The following is a 20,906-nucleotide window of genomic DNA, read 5'->3' on the forward strand; positions in this document are numbered from 1 at the left end:
CTTTTGGCCGTTACTTGCCTGTCACGACCGCAGCCGACTGCTGCTGGATGCGAAGAGCCGCCCGAGCTTGTATTAATCCGAGATTGTTCATTAGCGATGTGCCCGCGAGAGGTCGACTGGCTCACCGGCATTGCCCCACAAGCCCTCAAACCTGAAATGGCTTTTAGATTTCTGTGCCTGCCTCTTATCTCAAAAATCATCGATTTTTTGAAATCATACCACCCATGTATTGATTTAAATCGCGCAGATCTTTAATACTCCATGAGTGCGGCGATAGCTTTACACCATTCTCTCGCAAAGTTTTTGGAATCAAGTCTCCATTTGGACGAAGTATGATCGATGATACAATTACGCCCGGATAATCATTTAATCGTTTTTTGAAAGCGGATGTTGTTAGATCAGGTGTAGGAGGATTGCTTTTATTAGCCAATGGTCCTGTTGCTTTGAGATCTATTCCGTGGCACATAGTGCATCGCTGTAAATAGAGATTTTTTCCATTAACATTATCCGCTAAGGATAGTGATGTTTGAACTAACGATAAAATTCCTAGCGAAGCGATGAATAATATTTTCATTGTTTCTATCTTCCTTGATGGGATCAGCGTCGACTGGACGCGATTTGGTGCGCGGGAAAGATATCAGCCATCGTATCGGCACACACAGTATTTCTGATGCCCATTGAATCAACTCGTTTTCCAGGCGCATCCCGGTGACCGCTTCTGGCCGATTGCACCCAGTGGTGAATGACTGAAACCGAACCAAACACACTGTTCGCAGGAAGAAAGTGCGGTGACGTGCTTGTCAGGGCGACTGGCCGAAAGCAAGACATCGGCGCGGCGGCCAATGCCGGTTCCTCGAGCTCGGCTTTGTCGGGTCTGTTCAAGTCTGGCAGCGGCGCCTGGACATTTGCCCCGAGCATAAGCCTGCCAATCTTTGACGCTGGCAGTAACCGCGCGACGCTCGACGCGGCCAAGACCGAGCGCGAGATTCAGTGTCGGGTGGCGGCTGGAATTAACGGCCGCTATCCATAATTGCAGCGGTCGTGTGTGTTGTCGGCGTTCATGCTGCTGTCGCTCGCGGTATCACGGAAGAGCCGAGGTGACATGCCGAACGTCGATTTGAAATGCCGGCTGAAGTGAGAGCTGCTGCCATACCCCCAGGCATAGGCGATCTCGGTGAGCGAGCGATGGGCATGTTCCCGGTTGCGCAGGTCTTCGGCGCAGCGCGACAAACGGCGTTGCCAGATGTATTCGCTAACGCTGCACCCCAGCTCATCCTGAAACGCTCGATGCAAGCTGCGCACCGAGCACTGTTCGGCGTTGGCGATGCGTTCGATGGTCAGGTCGCGGTCGGCCAGGTGGCGCTCGATATACGCCTTGAGACGGTTCTGCTTGAAGAAGCGGAAGTCGTGTGCGAGTTGCTTTTCTTCCTGTTTATTCTTCAGGGCGTTATCCAGAAGCCCGGCGATACTGTCGCCGATCAGCCCGGCCGAGTTGCTGTTGAGCAAGGGGTATTGGTTGTAGGCATCACTGATCAGATGCATCAGCATCCTGCCCAGTCCGTTGCGACCGTTGAGGTGCACATCGCCTGTTTGCGCGAGCTGTCCGGGTGTCCCCTGGAAAAGCAGGATGAAGTGTTCGCAGCCCTGGGTACTGGTGACGCTGAAAGGCTGGCCGCAGTCGACCAGTAGCATTTCGTCAGGCGCTAACGCGTTGTTGCGCCGACCCTGTTCGAAATGACTGACGCCAGCAATCTGCAGGATCAACATGCGTGGGGTGTCGAGGGAGTCGACCGCTTTGCTCAGATGGCGTGAGTAGCGATGGGCACTGGCGGTCATTCGACAAAAACGCAGTTGGCCCAGGTCTCCGTACTCCAGCCGCCCCTGAAAGTTGCTGTCGTGCAACGGCTCGATGAAGGTCGACTCCAGGCGCTTTATGTACTCCGGCGTGCGGCCCAGGTGGTCACTCATGAACTCTTTCCACTTCATCAGTCGATCGGAGCGTACGACTTGATCGGTGGATGCACAGGCTAGATTGTTCATTTTTTGCCTCTGTTTTTATTGTTTTTACTGATCGGGCAAAGGGGTCAACCGGTGCCCGATCCTGGCAGAGTCAGTTTCGGTAAATGATCAGAACGGGTAGTGGTGGCCGCCCGGTTGCCAGGTCACCCAATGGGCACGGGTGAACTCATCGAGGGCATAGTGACCATTGAAGCGTCCGAGGCCGGAGTTCTTTTCGCCGCCGAAGGGCGCATTAGGTTGGTCATCGACCGTGATGTCGTTGATATGGGTCATGCCAGCCACGATGCCCTGGGCAAAACTCAAACCCCGGGCCATGTCCCGGGTGAATACCGCGCTGGACAGGCCATACTCGCTGGCGTTAGCCAATTCCAGGGCATGGGCTTCGTTTTCTGCGATCAGCAGCGGCAGCAAGGGCCCGAAGGTTTCATCGCGCGCCAGTTCCTGATCGGCCCCAACCTCACCGTAGACATGGGCAGGCAGCACCAGCCCGGAGGCCTGGCCTCCACAAAGCCGTTTGAGGCCGGCGTTTTCGGCGGCATCGATTTTGCGCAACAGGCCATCGAGCTGGCTCTGATTGACCACCGGTCCAATCACAGTGTCTGCCTTGGCCGGGTCGCCGGTCTTGAGCTTGCGCACGCGTTCCACGACCAGCGCCGCGAAGTCCGCATAAAGCGAGCGGTCGACGATCACCCGATTGACGCTCATGCAGATCTGGCCCTGGTGCAGGAAGCGCCCGACCACCGCGGCGTGGGCCGCTATCTCAATATCTGCATCATCCAGAACCACCAGCGGAGCGTTGCCGCCCAGCTCCAGCGCGACGCGTTTGATATGTTTGCCGCCGGTTGCAATGCGGCCGACATTGCGACCCACATCCGTTGAGCCGGTGAAGGAAATCAGGCTCGGCACCGGGTGTTCGACGAAGGCATCGCCGATCTCCGAGCCTGCGCCGACCACGACATTGAGCGAACCGTTGGGGAAGCCAGCCTCTTCGAACAGGTGGGCGATCAGCAGGCCGCCAGTCACCGCCGTGTCGCTGGCAGGTTTGAGCACGATCGTATTGCCCAGCGCGAGCGCCGGTACCACCGAACGCATGCTCAGATACAGAGGAAAGTTCCACGGGCTGATCACACCGACCACACCCAAGGGTTCACGAAAGACAAAGCTCTGTTCGCCAGGCTTGTAGCTCGTCAGGATCCGTCCCTCAACCTGCATCGGCATTGAGGCGCACTCACGAACCAGGTTCAGCGTGAACTGCCATTCCATGCTCGCTTTGATGCGGGTACTGCCGGACTCACGGATCAGCCAGTCGATGATTTCTTCGCCGCGGTTCTGGATGACGCGCGCCAGTTTTTCAAGTTGTGCGCTGCGCTGTGTCGGGTGCAGTTGTGCCCATCCGGTTTGCGCACGAAGGGCAGCCTGATAGGCATCGTCCAGATCGGCAATCGAAGCCAGCGGCATCTCCAGCAGTTGTTCGCCATTGAAGGGGTTGCGGTCGTCCAGTCGCCGTGAAGAGCGACCTGCACGCCAGGTGCCGTTGATGTACTGGTCGCCATTGATGGCGTAGGGGGCGTAATGTTGAGTCGTCATAGTCTTACCTTTGGAGGCAGGTGGCCGCGTCGATTGTGTGTAAAAAAGTATTCAACTCCTGATCCAGGCGCGTCCCCAGGAATTGAGCGTGTACTCCTCCTGTGGCCAGACACCGGGCTGGTGGGTGGCATCGGTTTTTTCGAGCTCGGCCGAGAACTCCAGGCGGTTGCGATCGGCATCGACCACCATGAAGAACAGGTTGTTGCCCGGCCCATGTCGGCCGGGGCCGAAGAAGAGGGTGATACGTTCCTTGGCGAAGCGATCACCCCAGTCGCGAATGTCATTCCATTCGTTGGTTTCGTAACAGTGGTGGTCCCATTCGTTTTTCGAGCCGCGGAAAAACGCCAGTGAATGATGCTCATCGTCCGAGCGCAGGAAACACGTCATGAGCTGGCCGGTCTGCTCGTCGACGACGTTGTCCGATACGGTGAACCCGACCGTGTTGACGTAGAAATCGATCATGGCTTGCAGCTCAGTGGTCTGGAATACCACGTGCTGCAGGCGGCCGGGCATGCCTGGCCGATCAGCATCGGGATCGACGGGAGACACACCGAATATCGTTTGCCGACCTTGAGGGTCTCGAATCAGGAAGGCGCCCGGTTCGAGCAGCGGTGAGTCGATCTCTTCGACGGCACAGTCGTGCTCGATCAGGCGCGTGCGCAGTTCTGCCAGTCGGGTTTGAGTCCCCAGGTCATAGGCTGCCGCGAGCAGACCGTTATGGTCGGCAGGAGACACGAGCATGGCGCGTTGCGGACCGCTCAGCATCCAGCTGCCATCGACCTGCGCCTGGCTGTCCATATCCAGCATGCGCCGATAGAAGTCGATTTGCCGTTGCGGTTCCTTGCTCGCCAGGTGCAGGTAGCACAGGCGTGCAGGGGTGGAAGTCTGGAGTGTTTGCATAAACACCTCTGTGGCATGAACGGTTCAGTGAAAGACGGGGGCGATGCCCGATTCGATTTCGCTGCTTCTGGCCATGGCGATGCCGAACAGCGACTGCAGCGATTCGGCAGTCTTTGTCTCTGCGGCCTTGTCGAAGATGGCGGCGATATAACGATCAGGGCGCAGTAGCAAAAACCTGTTTGAATCGCCCAGCAGTCCTTTGAGCAACCCCTCACGGTCCTGGAGCACCGTGCAGCCAGGCATCGAAGGCATGGCCTTGACGTGCCCGGGAAGAATCAGGATGCGTTTGACTTCAAGAAGGTGCCAGAGGCCATGCTTGAGTTCATCGATGCGCTGGCGGGTAGGGACGCCGTATTGAATCAAGGCGAAGCCGGCGCCAATGGTTTCGTCGAGCAGACGTTCGTGGCCATGGGGATCGGTGAGCATTGGTTGAGGAAACATTTGTCCGCAGGACAGTTTTCCAGCTTCGCCTTCGCTCAGTACCAGCCCTTTGGTGAACCTGGGTTTTGGCTTGAAGCGCATCTGCAGGAAATAATCGCGCAACGGCGGCAACAGGCCGATCAGGGCGAATGCACCGCTGATCAAGCGAGCGCGCAGGACGGTTGCCGGTGCCATGACCACACCGAGGTTCAAGGCCAGTTTGATCAATGCCCACGCATGATCGCGACGTTCGCTTTCGTAAGACAGCAGGGCGCTTTCAGCCATTTTTCCTTTTAGCACGCCGATCAGTTTCCAGCTCAGGTTATGGGCATCACGTACACCGCTGTTCATGCCCTGACCGGCATACGGCGGGGTCAGGTGTGCGGCATCTCCGGCGAGAAACACACGGCCCACCTGCCACCGCTCGGCGACCCGGGCGTGAAAGGTGTAAACCGTCTTGCGCACGATGGAAACCGGGGCGTCCCCCTTGAATGGACGAAGTAAGGCCTGCAGGCAAGTGTCGCTGAGCACTTGCTCATCCGTTTCGTCCGGCTTGAGGAGAAATTCGAATCGACGAGTACGGTGGGGGCCAGGCACCTCAACAATGGGCCGTCTTGCGTCGCAATACACGCGTGTTTGCCAGAACGGGTCGTCATCCTGATCGGTATCGACCACCAGCCAGCGCGAGGAAAAGCTCGAGCCCACCATCTCAATCCCCAGTTGCTTGCGTACCGGGCTGCGGCCACCGTCGCAGGCCACCAGGTACGCCGCGGTGACTTCTATCATCTGGCCCTCGGCGTCCCGAATCAGCGCGCGCACGCCAGGGTGGTCTTGACTGAATTCCAGAAGCTCATGGCTGAACCGTGCCTTCAGGTTGGCAAAGCGTTTGAGGCCGGTCTTGAGGGTGGCCTCCAACAGCGGTTGGCGAAAGGCATTGCGCTTGGGGAACCCATACAACTTGCCGGTCGGCTCGACTTTACCGAAGCAGCGACCGCCGGGCCGGGTGAAGTAGTGCACGCCGTAACCGGGAACCACATCGTTAAGCACGGCCTGGTCCAGACCGATGGCCTGCATGGTGCGCAAGGACTCGTCATCGATCGAAACAGCCCGAGGCTCGGTCACGGTGCCGGGCTTGCGATCGATGATCAATGTGTCCACGCCAGCCTGGCCAAGCAGGTTGGCTAGCGTCAGTCCCGTAGGACCGGCTCCGATGATCAGGACATCTGTGTTGATAGTGTTGAGGGTTGTCATTGTTATTCCCTTGCCGATGGCTCAGTCCAATTGCTTGGGACGGTTGGCGAGCTCCACCATGAGCTGCGACAGTTCCTGTGCCAGGGCAAGGATCTGCTGCCCTTGTCTCTCTTCCAGGGCACTGTCACGTTCTTGAATCGGGCGAACGCAGCTGATGCTGCCCACGACCTTGCCATCACCGTCGAAGATCGGTGCTGCGAGGCCATAGACGCCCGCGTCGACTTCGCCTGCGCTGGCAACGTATCCCTGACGCCGCAATTGCTGTAGCGAGCGACGAAACTGTTCCCAGGTCTGACCAAGATTGCTGGCGCGTACCTCGTCGGGATTCTCCAGGAAGAGTTGGCTGTGCTGACGCGAGTTCATATTGGCGAGGATCGCCTTGGAGGTCGCACCCAGGAACAAGGGCCTTGGTGAGCCGCGTGAATAACTGACCTTGCTGAACAAATCGCCGTGCTGATGAATACAGACGACCTGATCCTTGAACAGCCGGCAGATCAGCCAGACTTGCTGCTCGCTCCACTGTGGGAAGCTCGGCTCCAGGGATTGTGCGGCGCGCACGAGGGGGTCGCTTAACCGCAACTGGCGGTCCCAGGTAATGATCCGGGCACCCAGCGCATAACGCCCGGCTTCGACCTGGAACAACAGATTCGCCTCGGCCAGTTCGCGCACATAGCGGTAGATGGTCGAACGGGTAAAGCCCAATGCACCGCCCATGTCGTCGACAGCCCAGATCGGGTTCTCTTCGGTGAACAGATCGAGTACCCGCAGCATGCGCTCCAGGCTCGAGCCTTTGGTGTCGGTATCCGGCTCTGACAGATGTTCCGATTCAGGTAATTGGCTCATGGCTTACTGCTCGTCAACGATGCTGTTGCGCAGGACGCCGATTCGAGAAATCTCGATCTCGATTTCATCGCCCGGCTTCATCCATACTGGCGGCTCACGGAACGCACCGACGCCACCGGTGGTGCCACTGACAATCACGTCACCGGGAGCCAGCTCGGTGAAAGTGGAGCAGTATTCGATCAGCTTGCGCACATCGAAAATCATGTCGTTGGTGCTGGTGTGCTGCATCACTTCGCCATTCAGGCGAGTGGTCAGTTCCAGATCCTGTGGGTCACCGATCTCGTCGCGGGTAACCAGCCAAGGGCCGAAGGCGCCAGTGTTCGGGAAGTTCTTGCCCGGTATGAACTGAATGGTGTGCTTCTGCCAGTCGCGGACACTGCCGTCGTTGTAGCAGGCGTAGCCGGCCACGTAGTCCAGCGCGTCGGCGTGCTTGATGTGGCGCGCCGTTTTGCCGATTACCACCGCCAGCTCACCTTCAAAATCGAGCTTGTGCGAGGCCTTTGGGCGAACGATGGGCTGCAGGTGGGCGGTCTGGCTGTCGGCGAAGCGGGTAAAAATCATGGGGTAGGTCGGCATCTCACGCCCGGTTTCCCGCACATGGGTGGCGTAGTTGATGCCAATGCACAGCACCTTGCCCGGGTTCTGAATGACGGGCAGGAACTTCACTTCAGACAGCGGGATGCGCGGCAGGCTCGCCAGGACGGCGCTGTTCAGTTCGCCCAGGCGGTTGTTGACGATGGCTTGCTTGAGATCGGTGCCGAAGGTGGGTTTGACCGATTCCAGGTCAATCACTTGATCGCCCTCGACAACGCCGTAGGTGCTACGACCTTGCACAACAAAGCTCGCGAGTTTCATGGAGTCTCCTTGGTAGAGAGTGGGTGCATGGGCACGGGATGCAATGAGGATCAATCTATGCGCTCAAATAAATCCTGTAAAGTGGGATATTTGCATAAATCCTATAATGTAGAATTTTGTATTGATTGGTTTTTGCCCCGTTGCTGGATTGACGGATAAAGAGGTACGGCGTGCCATCCGCACGGTGTGCGGATGGCAACGAGGCAGGAAGGGGGGGGCGCGGGCTAATACCGGTCAGCCAAGCCTTGATGGTGCCTGCAGCAGCAGATAGAACCCGCATTCGGCAACGGCGATACAGGATGCGCCCATTCAGCTCGATGCCCAGCAGCCATGCAGCGACATGCGCATCCGGAATGGGACCTTGATTCGTGCAATGGGGCCATGCTCCATGTCACGCGAATCCAGCACCACGAGCTCACTACGGCCCTCAGCGATGAGATTGAGCAGGGCAACGACATAGCCATCCGCTTCCTGCGCATCCGGGGAGCGCGGAATGAAGATGGGCTCCTGGAAGCAACCGCTGTCACCGGGAAACCAGGATTCGGTGGTTCCTGTTTTCAGGTTCACGTGAGCCAGCAGGTTGAAAAACTGAAACGGCATCGGTCCGTTCGCAGGGTTGTAGGGGCGCTCTGGATCAAAGGCGAGCAGGAAACCGTGCTCGTACTTTCGACCGATGTAGCGGTCGTCACACCTTGGAAACTCGCAGGGGTAATCAGTCAGTGGCTGCGGTTGGATGTTCTCCTGCGATCCGTTCAGGTCAAAGGTCCACCGCATCAGGCTTGCCGCCAGTGTTTCAGGCGGCGGGACATGACCGTCCGCCTGTGGAAAGAAGTAGAAGATGTTCCCGCCGGTGACCGGCATATCGACGTAAACCTTTCCCTCCTCATCGAATGCATTGAGCGTATGCCCTTGGAAGCCGTCCTTGGGACCCTTGAACCAACGAACGTCTTCCGCGCGCCCGTTGCGTGGCACCACGGCGAAAAGCTGAGGCAGATCGGGCTGCCATTGAAAATGCGGGCCGCCGTTTTTCATGCGATCGACGTCAACCGTCAACGGTATCAGCGGGAACACGACGTACCGCTCGGTCACCGCGAAATCATGAACCATGGCGGCATAAGGAGCCTGGAACCAGATTTCATGCAGCAGTTTTCCGTCCGGAGAAAGTTCGAAGTAGGCCAGGTCGGGCGTGCCATCTCCTTTGGCTTCATAACTGAATGCCAGGAGGTTTCCTGTGGCCGGGTCAAGCTTGGGGTGGGCGGTGAACGTCGCTGATTTGATCTGCCCGTTAAAATTCCATTCGCCGAGGGTCTCCAGCGTTTCGAGGTCCATCGCCCAGGGCATGGCATCTTCCTTGAGCGCAAGCAGGACGCCGTTGTGTGGCATGACGGTCGTGTTGGCAGTGGTGTTGTTCTTCGCCGCGAGCGGATCATTGGTGTAGACGTTTCGATAGACACCATTGAGCGAGCGACCTTCCCGGCGCTGAGCCAGCAAACGATCGGTCTTCACGTAGCGGCGACGCATCGATACCTTGCCGTTGGCAAAATAGAAGCCGCTGACCATGCCGTCGCCGTTGAAAAAGATATCGGTGCCCAGCAACGGTGGGTACTGCGGGTCTGGTGCGACTTGATAGAAAGCCCCACGGATCGAAGCGGGAAGGGTGCCTTCAATCTCAAGGTCGAACACCTCGGCTTCTACGCGGCTGGGCGTATAAAGAGCACCGGAAAATTCAGGGGTTTGAGGAAATGGAATCGTCATCGGGCAATCTCATTGATGTGCGTTTCGTTCATGTTCAGAGTGAGCATTCAGGCCGATTGAGGGGACATTGTCGCCCCGCAAGGTTTCACGCCTCGACGAAAGCGTGCAACGACCAGGCACGAGATAATCAAGGCTAGCAAATAGGCTGAGGCGGCCAGCCATCCGACCGCCCGGAAGTGTCCCTCGCCGACGACCAGTGCTGCACCAAAGGGGCCGAGCCCCTGGCCGATAAAAATCGCGGCATTACCCAGGCCTGCCAGTCGGCCGGAAGGGTCCAGTTCGGCCGCCATGGAAAGCAGGTAAGGCAGGCTGAAAAACCACACCATATGGATCAGGCAGGCCGTGGCGACAAACGCAGCGGGACTGTCGCCATAGACCATGATCAAGGTCGCCAACAACGCCGTGCCGAAGCTCAATAGTTGCGGAAACAGCAAACCCAGGCGACGTCCGATCAGCCCGGCCAGACCTGCCCCCAGGGCGCCGGCAAGGATGCTTGCGCCGAGAATTGCACCAATCTGCTGCGGCTCCAGGCCAATGCTTTTACCGATGCGCTCCTGGTAAACCCATAGCGCGGAGTGTCCGAAAAACAGCAGCGCAAAAAGCATGATCAACAGGATGGACGTGAGACCGAATGGCCGGGTCGAGTCACTGGCCGAGCGATGTGTTTCAGGGTAGCGCTCGGGTACTCTCCAGCAACCCGCCGCCGCGAGCGCACTGGTGATAGCCAGCAGGGAAAACGCACCATTGACGCCGAATGATTTCAGGATCAGGGGCATGGAGGTCACCAGCAGCATGCCCCAGAGAAGGTTGCCGATATTGATGACTGCGAACGTCGCATCTTTAGACGTGCGCAGCGCTGCCGTGGCGTAGACCACCGCCATGACAGCGCCACCGCTTGCGCCGCAGACCATCCTGGAAATGAGCAGCCCGGTCTGGCTGTGGAGCTGAGTGCTGGCCAGATTACCCAGTGCCAGGATCAACAAGGCCAACAGGGCAAAGCGGCGCCGGTCGACGCTTGCCATGAACAGGGCGCAAACGCCGCAAGCGATGGACATCGCAATAAGTTCCGCGGCGAAAACGGCGCCTATTGCATTGAGCGGCAAGCCTAGCTGGTCGATCAAAGCGCCACCCAGAATAGGCTGGATTTGCAGCGTCCCTAAGGAAATGACCATCATCAGGCAGATCGCGCCCAATGATTTTTTGCTGTCGATGGAGTCGAGCGCGTTCATGAAACATCACCTTGGGTAAAGGGGCCCGCTCCTCATGCAGGAGCGGGCCCACACGTCAGTCAGAACTTGTGGGCGTAACGAACCTGCACTGCGTAATCCGTTCGAGAGCGGTTTTCGACGCCGGTCTCTTTATAGGTGTTCAGCCAGAAGCCCTGGCCATCGCTGATTTTCCAGAACAGGCCTGGGCCAATGCCCAATACCTTTTCCCGAGAGTTGCTCAGCCTGCCTCCGTTGACCTCGTCATCCGATATCTGCCTGAAGTAGTACCCGTTGATGCCGACCGACACATTGGGGATCACTTCATACGAGGCAGTGAAGTTGGCCCACGCCGACTGTCCTGCCTGGGTGTCGCGCACGGCTTGGCCTTCGAAGAATTGCGTCGAACTGCTGGCAGGGTCGTCGTTCTTGAAGTTGTACAGGTAGTGCAGCCTCCAGCTCACCTCCCAACGAGGCGCTGGCATCCAGGTCGCTGCCCAGTAGGGGTTCAGAGAGAAGAAGTTGGAACCTGGGTTCAGGTCTTTATGTTTGTCGTATTTGCCCGTCGGCAGGATGGTGTCGAAGGCCACACGCTGCACAAACACCGGCCGGCCGTGGGCGTCGACGATCGGATCGAACTGGATCTGCGGCCCAACCGTGATATCACCCAGGCCGGTGGCGTTATCCTGGAGTTTGGCACCGTTGTCACCGAAGTCTCCGTCCAGGGAGACGATGGGCACCAATAAACTCCAACCCAGGTGCGCACCACCTCCGATGGTGTCGGGGGAGTAATAGCTCAGTTGATTGATCAGCGTGATGACGTTGATCTTCGGATTATCAAAAGCGCCATTATCCTTGCCTGAGTTGTCCCTGATGCTGCTTGCGGTGCTGAACTTCAGATAGGTCAGATGAGATAAACCGGGCGGTCCCGCGAAACCGTCGTAAAAGCTGGTGCCGCCCAGGTTGATACTGCTGGGCTGACTCACCGAAGGTGGTGGAGGGCCGTCTGCTGCATGGCCGGCAAACGATGCGAAGCTGAGCGCCAGGCAGGCTGGCAGGGATTTTGTCAGGTTCATCGGAGTGGCTCTATTATTGGAATTGTGAGCGGGGGTAGCTTCCCCTGGCGCTTCGACTTTAATTCCTGAATGTTCGTGATGCTTGAGCACAACGGCCAGAGTTGACTGAGAGCGCCATGATGCAGGAGGGGCGACATGGTTGATCGCTCGGCGCTGCCAGAACGGCAAGAGGGGCGTTGCCGCGCACAGGTTTGCCTTTGAAAGAGAGGAAGGGCTACAGTTTGCGCTACGTGAGGCGGGATGCCTCGATCACACTCAGGGAGAAATATCGTGTTTCCAATGGATATCTGGCTTGCCTACACCGCTGCATGCCTGCTTCTGGTACTCGCACCAGGTCCGGACAATCTGCTGGCCGTGGGCCGCGGGCTCAGCCAGGGGAAAACAGCAGCGGTATTATCGGGACTGGCATCCGGCGCAGGAATACTCTTTCATGTGACAGCCGCTTCGTTAGGGCTGACGCTACTGATGCAGACCTCCGCAGCAACGTTCTGGATCGTCAAGCTTATCGGTGCCGGCTACTTGCTCTGGCTAGGTATCAAGGTGCTGCGCTCTCGCAGCCTGCTTAGCTTTCATCCGGCAACTCGACAATCCCTGCCGAGCATTTTCCTGACAGGCTTCTGCTCCGCAGCACTGAACCCCAAGCCGGGCTTTTTCGTGTTGGCATTCATCCCGCAGTTTGTCGACCCGCACCGCGGCTCAGTGAGTATCCAGATGCTGGTGTACGGCGTGTGGTTTGCTGTACTTACGGCAGCTGGATTCGCACTGATGGGTGTCTTTGCCACTGCACTTTCCGGTTTTTTGCGCCAGCGGCCTCGACTCGTGAATGGTCTGAACGTGGGAGCAGGGCTGACGTTTGTGGCATCGGGGGTATCGATCGCGGCGCTCAGCCAAAAATAGAACATGGGGCGCGGGGCAAGGACTCGCCCCGCTGAACAAACAACGGGATACCCTACGACTTATTCGCCAGGGTTGCGTGAGTTTTCAGCTCTTCGTCAATGAAGGCGGCGATCATGGCTCGGTATACCCGTTCCACCACGTCAGGCGAGATATCCGAATCGCTGGCAAGGCCGCGCACCTTGGCGATTACCTGCTCGACCCGCGCCGGAGCGCGGACATCGTCAGTGGTTTTTTTGAACGCGGCGGCTTGGGTGACCAGGTTGCCACGTTGAGCGAGCAGTGAAACCACGTCGCGATCGATGTGATCGATGCGTTCCCGAACCTCCTCGATCGATGAGCAGCGTACTTCCATGTGAAAATCTCCTTTTAAGTGACGGGGGTGGTTGGTTTTTCCAGTACGGGACATTAGCGAGGAGCACGGTATAAGTCCAACTCGTGGAATCCAGCTGATGAAGCGTGGAGGCCGCGAGCAGTTGAAGCTAAAAATGGACTGACTAGCCAGGATGGACAGCTGCACTTCCTATTATGAGGATCCCACCATGCCCAACTACACCCTGGAATACCTGTTCAACGGCGAGCCCCGCACATACATATTCGAATTCGAGCAGCCTCAATTGCCTGTCCATGAGGCGGCGATGCACCTGCTACAGCTGCATTATGGGGACGGTGAGAACAGCCTGATCATGCCCACTGCGGACGCGCTGCCGGCGCAGATTTTAGAGCAGGCTGAGCGGGTAGGGCTGACGCAGATAAAGGTCGTCGATTAACCCGGTTGATGCGAGGTGCTGCGGCCAGCAACGCGCACCTCGGACTGCTGTTGGCCGATAGTTGCCCGTGGCGTTGGGGTGCCATATTTTCTTCCTTGGGGAGAATGTTGGCTTGAATGCCGCTTAAAACCGAAACGCAAAGAATTACCGCTTATAATCGCCATATGATCCGACCGTTGCTGCGGGCTCGTATGGCTTGTCAAAGTCTGCGAGATTGATTTTATCAAAGCTTATGCTGTCAATGACTACTCGTTCACCTACTGCGGTTTTTATTGCTGCTGTGGCTTCTTCTATGAATGCGTAAGGGTTTTCGTATATTTTAATGGCTTTATAGCGCGACATAATAAGCCCGATGTTTTCAGTGGCTTCGGGCTTTATGAGTGCTAGCTCGACCGATTGAAGGTCGTTGTATTTGGTGTATATGTCCTTGATTTTGTTCGGCGTCACATGCCAGGCAACTGATACATCAAAGTTGAACTCAACAAGATCCGAGGTGTAGTTGTGGTTTTTTGTAATGTGAAGAATATTACTCTGGCTTGAGAATGTAAGCACTTTATCAGCAATTGGAAGTTTCCAATTTAGCCCGGGTCCTGCTTCAGAAAGGATCTTGCCATTACGTAAAACCAGGCCTAGCTCTCCTTCGTTGATAGTATAAAAAGAGAGGCTTGTAAAAATAGACACTGCAGCCAGTGCACCTAACCACAAACATCTCAAGAAAACCGTACGGCGCATGATAGTAGCCTCTTGATTTTTGTTGTTGGGGTTTTCATAGCGCATTGATCAATGGCGCCATTGATCATGGCTGGATCAACGATCATCTGCGAAAAACTCAATACCGCATTAAAATTAAGCACCCACGACATCCTATTCAATAGAGATACTTTGCATGTGCACGTTTCCAATGTGGATGCTTTCAATTATGATCGGGCCATCAATAGCAGCCCTGATTGCATTAGAAAAGCTATCCATGAGCTCCTTCCGATTTTTCAGCGCCCGCTCTGTTTCGTAATGGGATAATGTCAGCCTGATCTGCTCTGTTACCTTAGGTATAAGCAAAACATTTTCGACCGCTTCCAGGGTGGTATATTTTTTATACATTTTGGACACTTCGCTTGGCGCTATGCGCCAAATAATAGAAACCTCCAGCGCCATCAAATCACTTTGAGTTCTTGCTTGTAAAGCCCTCCAATAGAGGAGGTTGTTTTGCATTGAAATACTGATCACTTCATCCGCAATTGGGAGCTTCCAACCAACCCCGGGTTGTGCCTCGGTAAAAATCTTGCCGTTACGCAGGACGACGCCGCGATCTTGTACATTGATGTTATAAAACGACCCGCTGGCGACAAGACATACAACTAAAGCCCCAAAAAGGTAAAAGACGAGTTGCTTGGAGTAACGAACTTTCATAGCCACCTCTTGCGCGGCACTCAGGTGATATTTAATTGACTCTTGCCAGCCTCTGCGAGGTGTTTTTGAGTCGCGTCATGCGGGCCGAAGGCTAAAGGCTTCGACGCAGAAGTCCAGAAAACTGCGCAGCTTGGGAGTTATGCGTCGGTCCGGGGCATACAGCATGTTGACCGGTGGTGACGGGGCCGGGAAATCCATCAGTACGCGTACAAGCGTACCCTGATCCAACGCCTCCCTGACCAGTTCCGAGGGCTGCAATATCAGCCCGAGCCCCGCCAACGCGGCGCGCAGCAAGGGTTCGCTCTGATTGACCATGAATCGGCTGCTAATCGGTACATTGATACGCCCCTGTGGCCCTTCGAACGTCCATTCGGTGCGTCCATCCGAATAGGCGAAACCCAGGCACTCGTGCTGTTGCAGATCCCAAGGCGTACAAATCGGCGGGCGCGGTGCCAGGTAGGCCGGCGACGCACAAAGCACCAGCTCGTAAGGGCCCAGGTAACGTGCCTTGAGCCCGCTGTCGCCCAGTTCGCCAATGCGGAACACCACATCGTAGCCTTCCTCCACCAGGTCCGTCAGCCGGTTGGAAAGTGTGAAATGCACAGAAACCCTGGGGTACTTCGCCATGTACTCCAGCAAGCGCGGCGCCAGGGTGCGCTCACCGAAAGTGACAGAAGCATTGATGCGCAATCGGCCACTAGGAACAGCGCGGGTCTCGGCTGCCAGCCCTTCGGCCTCTTCAACTTCAGCAAGGATGACCTTCGCGCGGTCGTAAAAGTGGTGACCAAAATCGGTCAGACTCTGCTTACGCGTCGTGCGGGTTAACAACCGCACGCCCAAGTGCTGTTCAAGCGCCTTTACCTGCTTGCCAACCAATTGGGCGGAAAGGTTGAGATCATCCGCAGCGGCGCTGAAGGATCCTAGCTCCACGGCCTTGACGAAGGTTGCCATGCTGGTCAATCGGTCCATTGAAAACATTCTGTTTGGAGTGTGGCGCCATGCTAGCCCTTTATTCATGTGTCCCCAATGCCTAACTTGCAGCGAGCCCGTCTCCAACGCTTGTCGCCGAGGCACGGGTTTCTCCCCACTACTGCATAGGAAAAACATCATGGCCGCGCTCAAACCTGAAGACTGCGATCTGCTTATCTTTCAAGCTATCAGAAACAAGGACCTGGAATCGGCAGTCGCTCTCTACGAGCCCAATGCAACCTTCATTGTCGACTCGGGCGAGGCCGTGATCGGCCAGGCGGCCATTCGCGAAACCCTGCGCGGTTGGATGGATCTGGAAGCGCCGACCTTCACCACCGAACTCACGGCATTTCTCAACGCCGAACAGGACCTGGCGCTGGTGCGTGGGAGCTGGTCGGCCATCGCCAAAGATGCCGATGGTCATCCGCTGAAGATCGAGGGCAAGAACATTGAAGTGGTACGCCGCCAGGCAGATGGCACCTGGAAGTTCGTGATCGATCATCCACGCGGTGCCGATTAACCTTGGTAAAGTCATAGTCGCTGTCTGATGCCCAGGCTGGTAAAACTCGACCGGGCAGCCATCACCGCCTTGGCCATGTTCGTCCATGCGCTAAAGTGTGTGGCTAGCGCACCATCAACAGTCAGCCACCGCAACAGATCATTCACCGTGACGCTTCAGCTTTTCAGGCGTCTATGACTTTTATAGCCAGTGTTGGCTCTCTACATCTTGGAAGAGGGAGATCTTTTATGATCATCAAACCGCGCGTTCGCGGCTTTGTCTGTGTGACGACCCACCCCACAGGCTGTGAAGCCAACGTCAAGAATCAGATCGACTACGTTACCTCAGAAGGATTGATCTCCGGAGGGCCAAAGAACGTACTCGTGATTGGTGCATCGACCGGCTACGGACTTGCTGCGCGGATAACGGCAGCTTTTGGCTGTGGCGCCAAGACGCTCGGTGTGTTTTTCGAACGTGAAGGTGATGAGGGCAAGCTCGGCACCGCCGGCTGGTACAACACCGCGGCCTTTCACACGTTTGCCGAGTCAGAAGGCCTCTACGCCAAGAGCATCAATGGCGATGCTTTTTCCGATGAAATCAAACAGAAGACCATCGACGTTATCAAGCGCGACTTGGGGAAGGTCGACCTGGTTGTTTACAGCCTTGCCGCACCGCGCCGGACACACCCCAAGACGGGTGAAGTATTCAGTTCTACCCTCAAGCCGCTCGACAAGGCCGTGACCTTGCGGGGCCTGGATACTGATAAGGAAGTGGTCAAGGACACCACGCTACAGCCTGCGACCCAAACCGAAATCGATGGCACGGTGGCCGTGATGGGCGGCGAAGACTGGCAGATGTGGATCGATGCCCTGCACGAAGCGGGTGTTCTGGCTGATGGGGCGAAAACGACCGCATTCACTTACCTGGGCGAAAAGCTGACTCACGACATCTACTGGAATGGCTCCATTGGTGCGGCCAAGAAGGATCTGGATCAGAAAGTCCTGGGTATCCGTGAGCGGTTGGCTGTTCTGGGGGGCGATGCGCGGGTCTCGGTATTGAAGGCGGTCGTTACCCAGGCAAGTTCAGCTATCCCGATCATGCCGCTGTATCTGTCATTGTTGTTCAAGGTCATGAAGGCGCAGGGCACACACGAAGGGTGCATCGAGCAGGTCTACGCGCTCTACAAAGACAGCTTGTACAGCCAGACGCCCGTTATGGATGAAGAAGGTCGCCTGCGCGCGGACTACAAGGAGCTGGCTCCCGAAGTCCAGGACCGCGTCAAGCAGCTCTGGGATCAGGTCAGCAATGACAACCTTTATGAACTGACTGATTTTGCCGGTTACAAGGCGGAGTTCCTGCGTCTCTTCGGTTTTGGGATCGAAGGGGTGGACTACGAGGCTGACGTCGATCCGGACGTCAAGATCTCCAACCTGGTCCAGGGTTAAGTCGCAAGTTCGATTGCTGCCCGTCTCCAAGGGCAGCAATCGAACGGCTTGAATGTGCATTGCGACATCAATTCAGCCAGCATTCAGTCAATCAGCAGGCTCAAATAAACACGCTCGATTAACCGTGCTGCCCTTTGACGCTATTTGTAGCGTTGCTCAAACATCGCCACCTGCTCCGGCGTGATCAGCTCAAAGGGCACCCAGACATCTGCGTCGACCGGTTCCCCTTTGATCATTTTGATGGCCGATAGCATGGCGCTGGTCGCTTGTGCTTTGGGATCTTGAAATACCGAGGCGACCAGCATTCCGCGCTTGATGGCCGCCAGGCCGTCAGGCAGGCCGTCGATGCCGACAATTGCAATCTCGCCCTTGGCTTTGCCGGCTTGCTGCAGTGCCATGGCGGCGCCGATGGCCATTTCGTCATTGTTGGCAACGATGGCATCAAAGCCGGTGCCGGCCAGGAGCCAGTTGCTGGTCAGGTCCATCCCTTTGTTGCGCTGCCACTCGGCACTTTGTTGTTCAACGATCTTGATCCCGGGGTAGTCCTTGAGTATCTGTTTGACGCCTTCGGTACGGTCGTGCGTGGAGTTTTGCGCCAGGTCGCCCATGATGATCGCGATGTTACCTTTACCCCCCATCTTGTCGGCCAGGTAGCGCATCTGCAGTTGCCCGGCCTCAATGTCATTGGACGCCACCGTGACCACGCCTTTGGGCAAGACGCGTTCGTCCGGATGGCGATTGACGTAGACCAGCGGTATTTTCGCTTCGACGGCGGCGCGGGTGATGTTGGCGGTGGCGGCGGTGTCCACGGGCAGGACGATGACGGCGTCTACCTTCTGGCCGAGAAAGCCCTGAATCTGATTGAGCTGGCGAACCACATCGCCCTGGGCATCCTCGAACTGGATCTGGATGTTCTCCTTCTTGGCGGCGGCTTCTAGGCCGCTGCGCACATAGGTCATGAAGTTGTCGTCAACCCTGGCAATGCTCACGCCGATGCGATAGCTGGCGGCGGCCCATTGGCTGGAGAGTAATAACAGCGTGGCAAAAAGAAGTGTGCAGCGACGCATGATGGTTTTTCCTTTTGTTGTTATGAGTTGAAATTCATCAAGATCAAAAAACGTGGGGGCTGGCGCTCTCTGAACCAAACCCGCCGAGAGCGCCAGCGTCCTCAATCAAGCGTGAAGGCTAGTCGAAAGCGTTCAAGTGCCGCTTCGCTGTCGCCGCTGGCCCAGCCCTCGAGCCCGACGACACCGGTGTATCCCATGCGGTACAAGGCGTTGGCAATGGCTGGATAATGGATTTCGCCGGTGCCGGGTTCCATGCGGCCGGGAACATCGGCGACCTGGATTTCCCCGATGGCGTTGCCGGCGCGCAGGATCAGTTCGATCAGGTTTCCTTCGCCGATCTGGGCATGGTAAAGGTCCAAGTTCATCTTCAAGTGAGGGCTGCCCACGGCCTCGATCAGCGCCAGGGTATCGTCGGCACGAGCGAAGGGCGTGCCGGGGTGGTCCACCTCGGTATTGAGGTTTTCCAGCAAGAATACCCGACCTGCGTCTTCGCCCAGGCGAGCGATTTTTTCCAGGGTCTTGCAGGCGCTCAACCACATGCGTCCCGTGGTGTGGGCCACGGGTTTGACCGGCAAACCTTTGTCGCCCAGACCAGTGCCATGCAAGTTGAGGCTCGGGCAATTCAGTTGTGCGGCGACGGCCAGGGATTCCCGTGCGCTGTCGAGCAGGTGCTGGATGTCTTCGGGGTCGGTCAGGTTGCCCGAGATATAGCCGGTCATGGAGGTGAAGTCAGCGCCGGTGGCGACAAGGGCCGGAATGTCTTTCTTCGTCCAGTCCCAGAGTTCGGCGCTGAAGCCCAGCGCGTGAATCCGTTTGACGCGTTCGGTGAACGGCAGATCGAGGAAGACCATCTCGGCACTGATCGCCAGTTTGAACGGTGTGAAACTCATGAAAGGGCTCCTTGCACGCGCACGGCTATACCTTGCTGGAAGGACTCGATACAGGCGAGGGCAATGGCCAGTGCAACCCGGGCATCCTCGCCGCTGGCCAGTGGTTTTTCGCCGGTGCGCAGGCAGTCGACAAAGTGATTGAGCTCGGCCACGTAGGCATCACGCAGCAGGTCGGTGTCCATGCGCTGGGTGTCGGCCTGGATGCCATTGGCCAAGTAGCGAACCAGGTCAGAGTCATTGAGGCTGCCCATGGTCAGCATGCCGGCGCTGCCGAAGACTTCCCCTCGAACATCGTAGCCATACACGGCCTGGAAATTGGCCTCGGCGGTGGCGATGGCACCGTTGTCGAAACGGATCGTGACCACGGCGGTGTCCAGGAAGCCCTTGTCCTTGTAGTCCGGTGCGATCAGGGCATCGGCCATGACAAAAACCTCAACCGCTTCGGCGCCGGGATTGAGGTAGCGCAGGGTATCGAAGTCGTGGATCAGGGTTTCGAGGAAAATCACCCACTGTGGCGAGGCGGCCGGATTGTTCAACGCCGGATCGCGGGTCAGCGAGCGCAGCAGTTGCGGCGTACCGATACGGCCTGCGACCACGTCCAGGTGGGCAGTCCGGAAGCTTTTGGCAAAGCGGCGGTTGAAGCCGACCTGCAACGGCACGCGTGCGTCGGCGGCTGCGGCGATGGCGCGGTCGGCCTCGTCCAGGGTGATGGCCATGGGTTTTTCACAAAACACCCCTTTGCCGGCCCGGGCTGCACTGATCACCAGTTCGGCATGGCTGCGGGCGGGGGCGGCGATCAAGACTGCGTCTATTTCCGGATCATCGAGCAGTTGCTGTGGATCGGTATAGACCTTCTGTACACCCAACTCTGCCGCCAGGCGGGCGGCTTGGCCGGGGGTAGGGTCAGCGATGGCGGCCAGGCAGGCGCCGGGAATGTGTGTGGCGGCAGTCAGGCCGTGAAAGCTGCCCATGCGGCCGGCACCGATGAGACCCAGGCGGATGATTTTGGACGTACTCATGAATGACTCCCTTTTATTGTTGTTCAATGACTCGC

21 protein-coding genes and 1 pseudogene are annotated in these 20,906 nt (G+C 57.2%); 5 read left to right on the forward strand and 17 right to left on the reverse strand.

From position 1 onward, the window contains the following. Positions 1-196: 196 nt before the first annotated feature. Entirely contained in the window at positions 197-574 is a 378-nt protein-coding gene (locus ACA044_RS11745; protein ID WP_497446483.1) for a c-type cytochrome, read from the reverse strand. Positions 575-826: 252 nt separating this feature from the next. Between ACA044_RS11745 and ACA044_RS11750 the strand changes: the two are divergent. Continuing rightward, positions 827-991 (forward strand): annotated as a pseudogene (locus tag ACA044_RS11750) (TolC family protein); the annotation flags it as partial. A gap of 29 nt (positions 992-1,020) precedes the next feature. Here the strand turns inward: ACA044_RS11750 and ACA044_RS11755 are convergent. The 9 genes from ACA044_RS11755 to ACA044_RS11795 form a co-directional block, all read right to left on the reverse strand. Beyond that, positions 1,021-2,040, reverse strand: coding sequence for a helix-turn-helix domain-containing protein (locus ACA044_RS11755; RefSeq protein WP_497446484.1), 1,020 nt, complete (start codon positions 2,038-2,040; stop codon positions 1,021-1,023). An 87-nt stretch (positions 2,041-2,127) separates the two neighbouring features. Continuing rightward, a complete protein-coding gene (locus tag ACA044_RS11760) occupies positions 2,128-3,606 on the reverse strand; it encodes an aldehyde dehydrogenase family protein (protein WP_497446485.1) in 1,479 nt (492 codons plus the stop codon). 51 nt (positions 3,607-3,657) lie between these two features. Beyond that, the gene (locus ACA044_RS11765; RefSeq protein WP_497446486.1) at positions 3,658-4,506 is read right to left on the reverse strand and encodes a VOC family protein; all 849 of its coding nucleotides are present in this window, start codon (positions 4,504-4,506) and stop codon (positions 3,658-3,660) included. 24 nt (positions 4,507-4,530) lie between these two features. After that, entirely contained in the window at positions 4,531-6,177 is a 1,647-nt protein-coding gene (locus tag ACA044_RS11770) for a bifunctional 3-(3-hydroxy-phenyl)propionate/3-hydroxycinnamic acid hydroxylase (protein WP_497446487.1), read from the reverse strand. Between the two features lie 21 nt (positions 6,178-6,198). After that, on the reverse strand, positions 6,199-7,020 hold the full coding sequence (locus ACA044_RS11775; protein ID WP_497446488.1) for an IclR family transcriptional regulator: 822 nt from the start codon (positions 7,018-7,020) through the stop codon (positions 6,199-6,201). Between the two features lie 3 nt (positions 7,021-7,023). Continuing rightward, the gene (locus tag ACA044_RS11780) at positions 7,024-7,875 is read right to left on the reverse strand and encodes a fumarylacetoacetate hydrolase family protein (RefSeq protein ID WP_497446489.1); all 852 of its coding nucleotides are present in this window, start codon (positions 7,873-7,875) and stop codon (positions 7,024-7,026) included. Between the two features lie 309 nt (positions 7,876-8,184). Then, the gene (locus ACA044_RS11785; protein ID WP_497446490.1) at positions 8,185-9,630 is read right to left on the reverse strand and encodes a carotenoid oxygenase family protein; all 1,446 of its coding nucleotides are present in this window, start codon (positions 9,628-9,630) and stop codon (positions 8,185-8,187) included. Between the two features lie 47 nt (positions 9,631-9,677). Then, entirely contained in the window at positions 9,678-10,859 is a 1,182-nt protein-coding gene (locus tag ACA044_RS11790) for an MFS transporter (protein WP_497446491.1), read from the reverse strand. Between the two features lie 59 nt (positions 10,860-10,918). Beyond that, positions 10,919-11,911, reverse strand: a complete 993-nt coding sequence (locus ACA044_RS11795) for a SphA family protein (RefSeq protein ID WP_497446492.1) — start codon at positions 11,909-11,911, stop codon at positions 10,919-10,921. A gap of 270 nt (positions 11,912-12,181) precedes the next feature. On the opposite strand from ACA044_RS11795, the gene ACA044_RS11800 reads away from it, so the two are divergent. Further along, the gene (locus tag ACA044_RS11800; protein ID WP_497446493.1) at positions 12,182-12,808 is read left to right on the forward strand and encodes a LysE family translocator; all 627 of its coding nucleotides are present in this window, start codon (positions 12,182-12,184) and stop codon (positions 12,806-12,808) included. A 52-nt stretch (positions 12,809-12,860) separates the two neighbouring features. Here ACA044_RS11800 and ACA044_RS11805 read toward each other — a convergent pair whose 3' ends face one another. Beyond that, on the reverse strand, positions 12,861-13,160 hold the full coding sequence (locus ACA044_RS11805) for a chorismate mutase (RefSeq protein ID WP_497446494.1): 300 nt from the start codon (positions 13,158-13,160) through the stop codon (positions 12,861-12,863). Between the two features lie 187 nt (positions 13,161-13,347). Here ACA044_RS11805 and ACA044_RS11810 point away from each other — a divergent pair, with 187 nt between their 5' ends. Continuing rightward, positions 13,348-13,575, forward strand: coding sequence for a hypothetical protein (locus ACA044_RS11810; protein WP_497446495.1), 228 nt, complete (start codon positions 13,348-13,350; stop codon positions 13,573-13,575). 144 nt (positions 13,576-13,719) lie between these two features. On the opposite strand, the gene ACA044_RS11815 is transcribed toward ACA044_RS11810, so the two are convergent. From ACA044_RS11815 to ACA044_RS11825, 3 genes are all read right to left on the reverse strand, one after another. Continuing rightward, positions 13,720-14,352, reverse strand: a complete 633-nt coding sequence (locus ACA044_RS11815; protein ID WP_497446496.1) for an SPFH domain-containing protein — start codon at positions 14,350-14,352, stop codon at positions 13,720-13,722. An 87-nt stretch (positions 14,353-14,439) separates the two neighbouring features. Beyond that, positions 14,440-14,982 (reverse strand): SPFH domain-containing protein, encoded by a 543-nt coding sequence (locus ACA044_RS11820; protein WP_497446497.1) that lies wholly within the window; start codon positions 14,980-14,982, stop codon positions 14,440-14,442. Between the two features lie 75 nt (positions 14,983-15,057). Continuing rightward, the gene (locus ACA044_RS11825; RefSeq protein ID WP_497446498.1) at positions 15,058-15,951 is read right to left on the reverse strand and encodes a LysR family transcriptional regulator; all 894 of its coding nucleotides are present in this window, start codon (positions 15,949-15,951) and stop codon (positions 15,058-15,060) included. Positions 15,952-16,090: 139 nt separating this feature from the next. Here ACA044_RS11825 and ACA044_RS11830 point away from each other — a divergent pair, with 139 nt between their 5' ends. Beyond that, complete coding sequence (locus ACA044_RS11830) at positions 16,091-16,471, forward strand: YybH family protein (protein WP_497446499.1); 381 nt, start codon at positions 16,091-16,093, stop codon at positions 16,469-16,471. A gap of 227 nt (positions 16,472-16,698) precedes the next feature. Further along, positions 16,699-17,895, forward strand: a complete 1,197-nt coding sequence (fabV, locus tag ACA044_RS11835; protein WP_497446500.1) for an enoyl-ACP reductase FabV — start codon at positions 16,699-16,701, stop codon at positions 17,893-17,895. A gap of 140 nt (positions 17,896-18,035) precedes the next feature. Here the strand turns inward: fabV and ACA044_RS11840 are convergent, their stop codons facing one another. From ACA044_RS11840 to ACA044_RS11850, 3 genes are all read right to left on the reverse strand, one after another. Continuing rightward, positions 18,036-18,962, reverse strand: a complete 927-nt coding sequence (locus tag ACA044_RS11840) for a sugar ABC transporter substrate-binding protein (protein ID WP_497446501.1) — start codon at positions 18,960-18,962, stop codon at positions 18,036-18,038. Between the two features lie 101 nt (positions 18,963-19,063). Next, a complete protein-coding gene (locus ACA044_RS11845) occupies positions 19,064-19,852 on the reverse strand; it encodes a TIM barrel protein (protein ID WP_497446502.1) in 789 nt (262 codons plus the stop codon). Next, on the reverse strand, positions 19,849-20,871 hold the full coding sequence (locus tag ACA044_RS11850) for a Gfo/Idh/MocA family oxidoreductase (protein WP_497446503.1): 1,023 nt from the start codon (positions 20,869-20,871) through the stop codon (positions 19,849-19,851). The genes ACA044_RS11845 and ACA044_RS11850 overlap by 4 nt, the downstream gene beginning before the upstream one ends. Positions 20,872-20,906 lie beyond the last annotated feature (35 nt).

The sequence above is a fragment of the Pseudomonas sp. LBUM1673 genome (genome assembly GCF_059695645.1).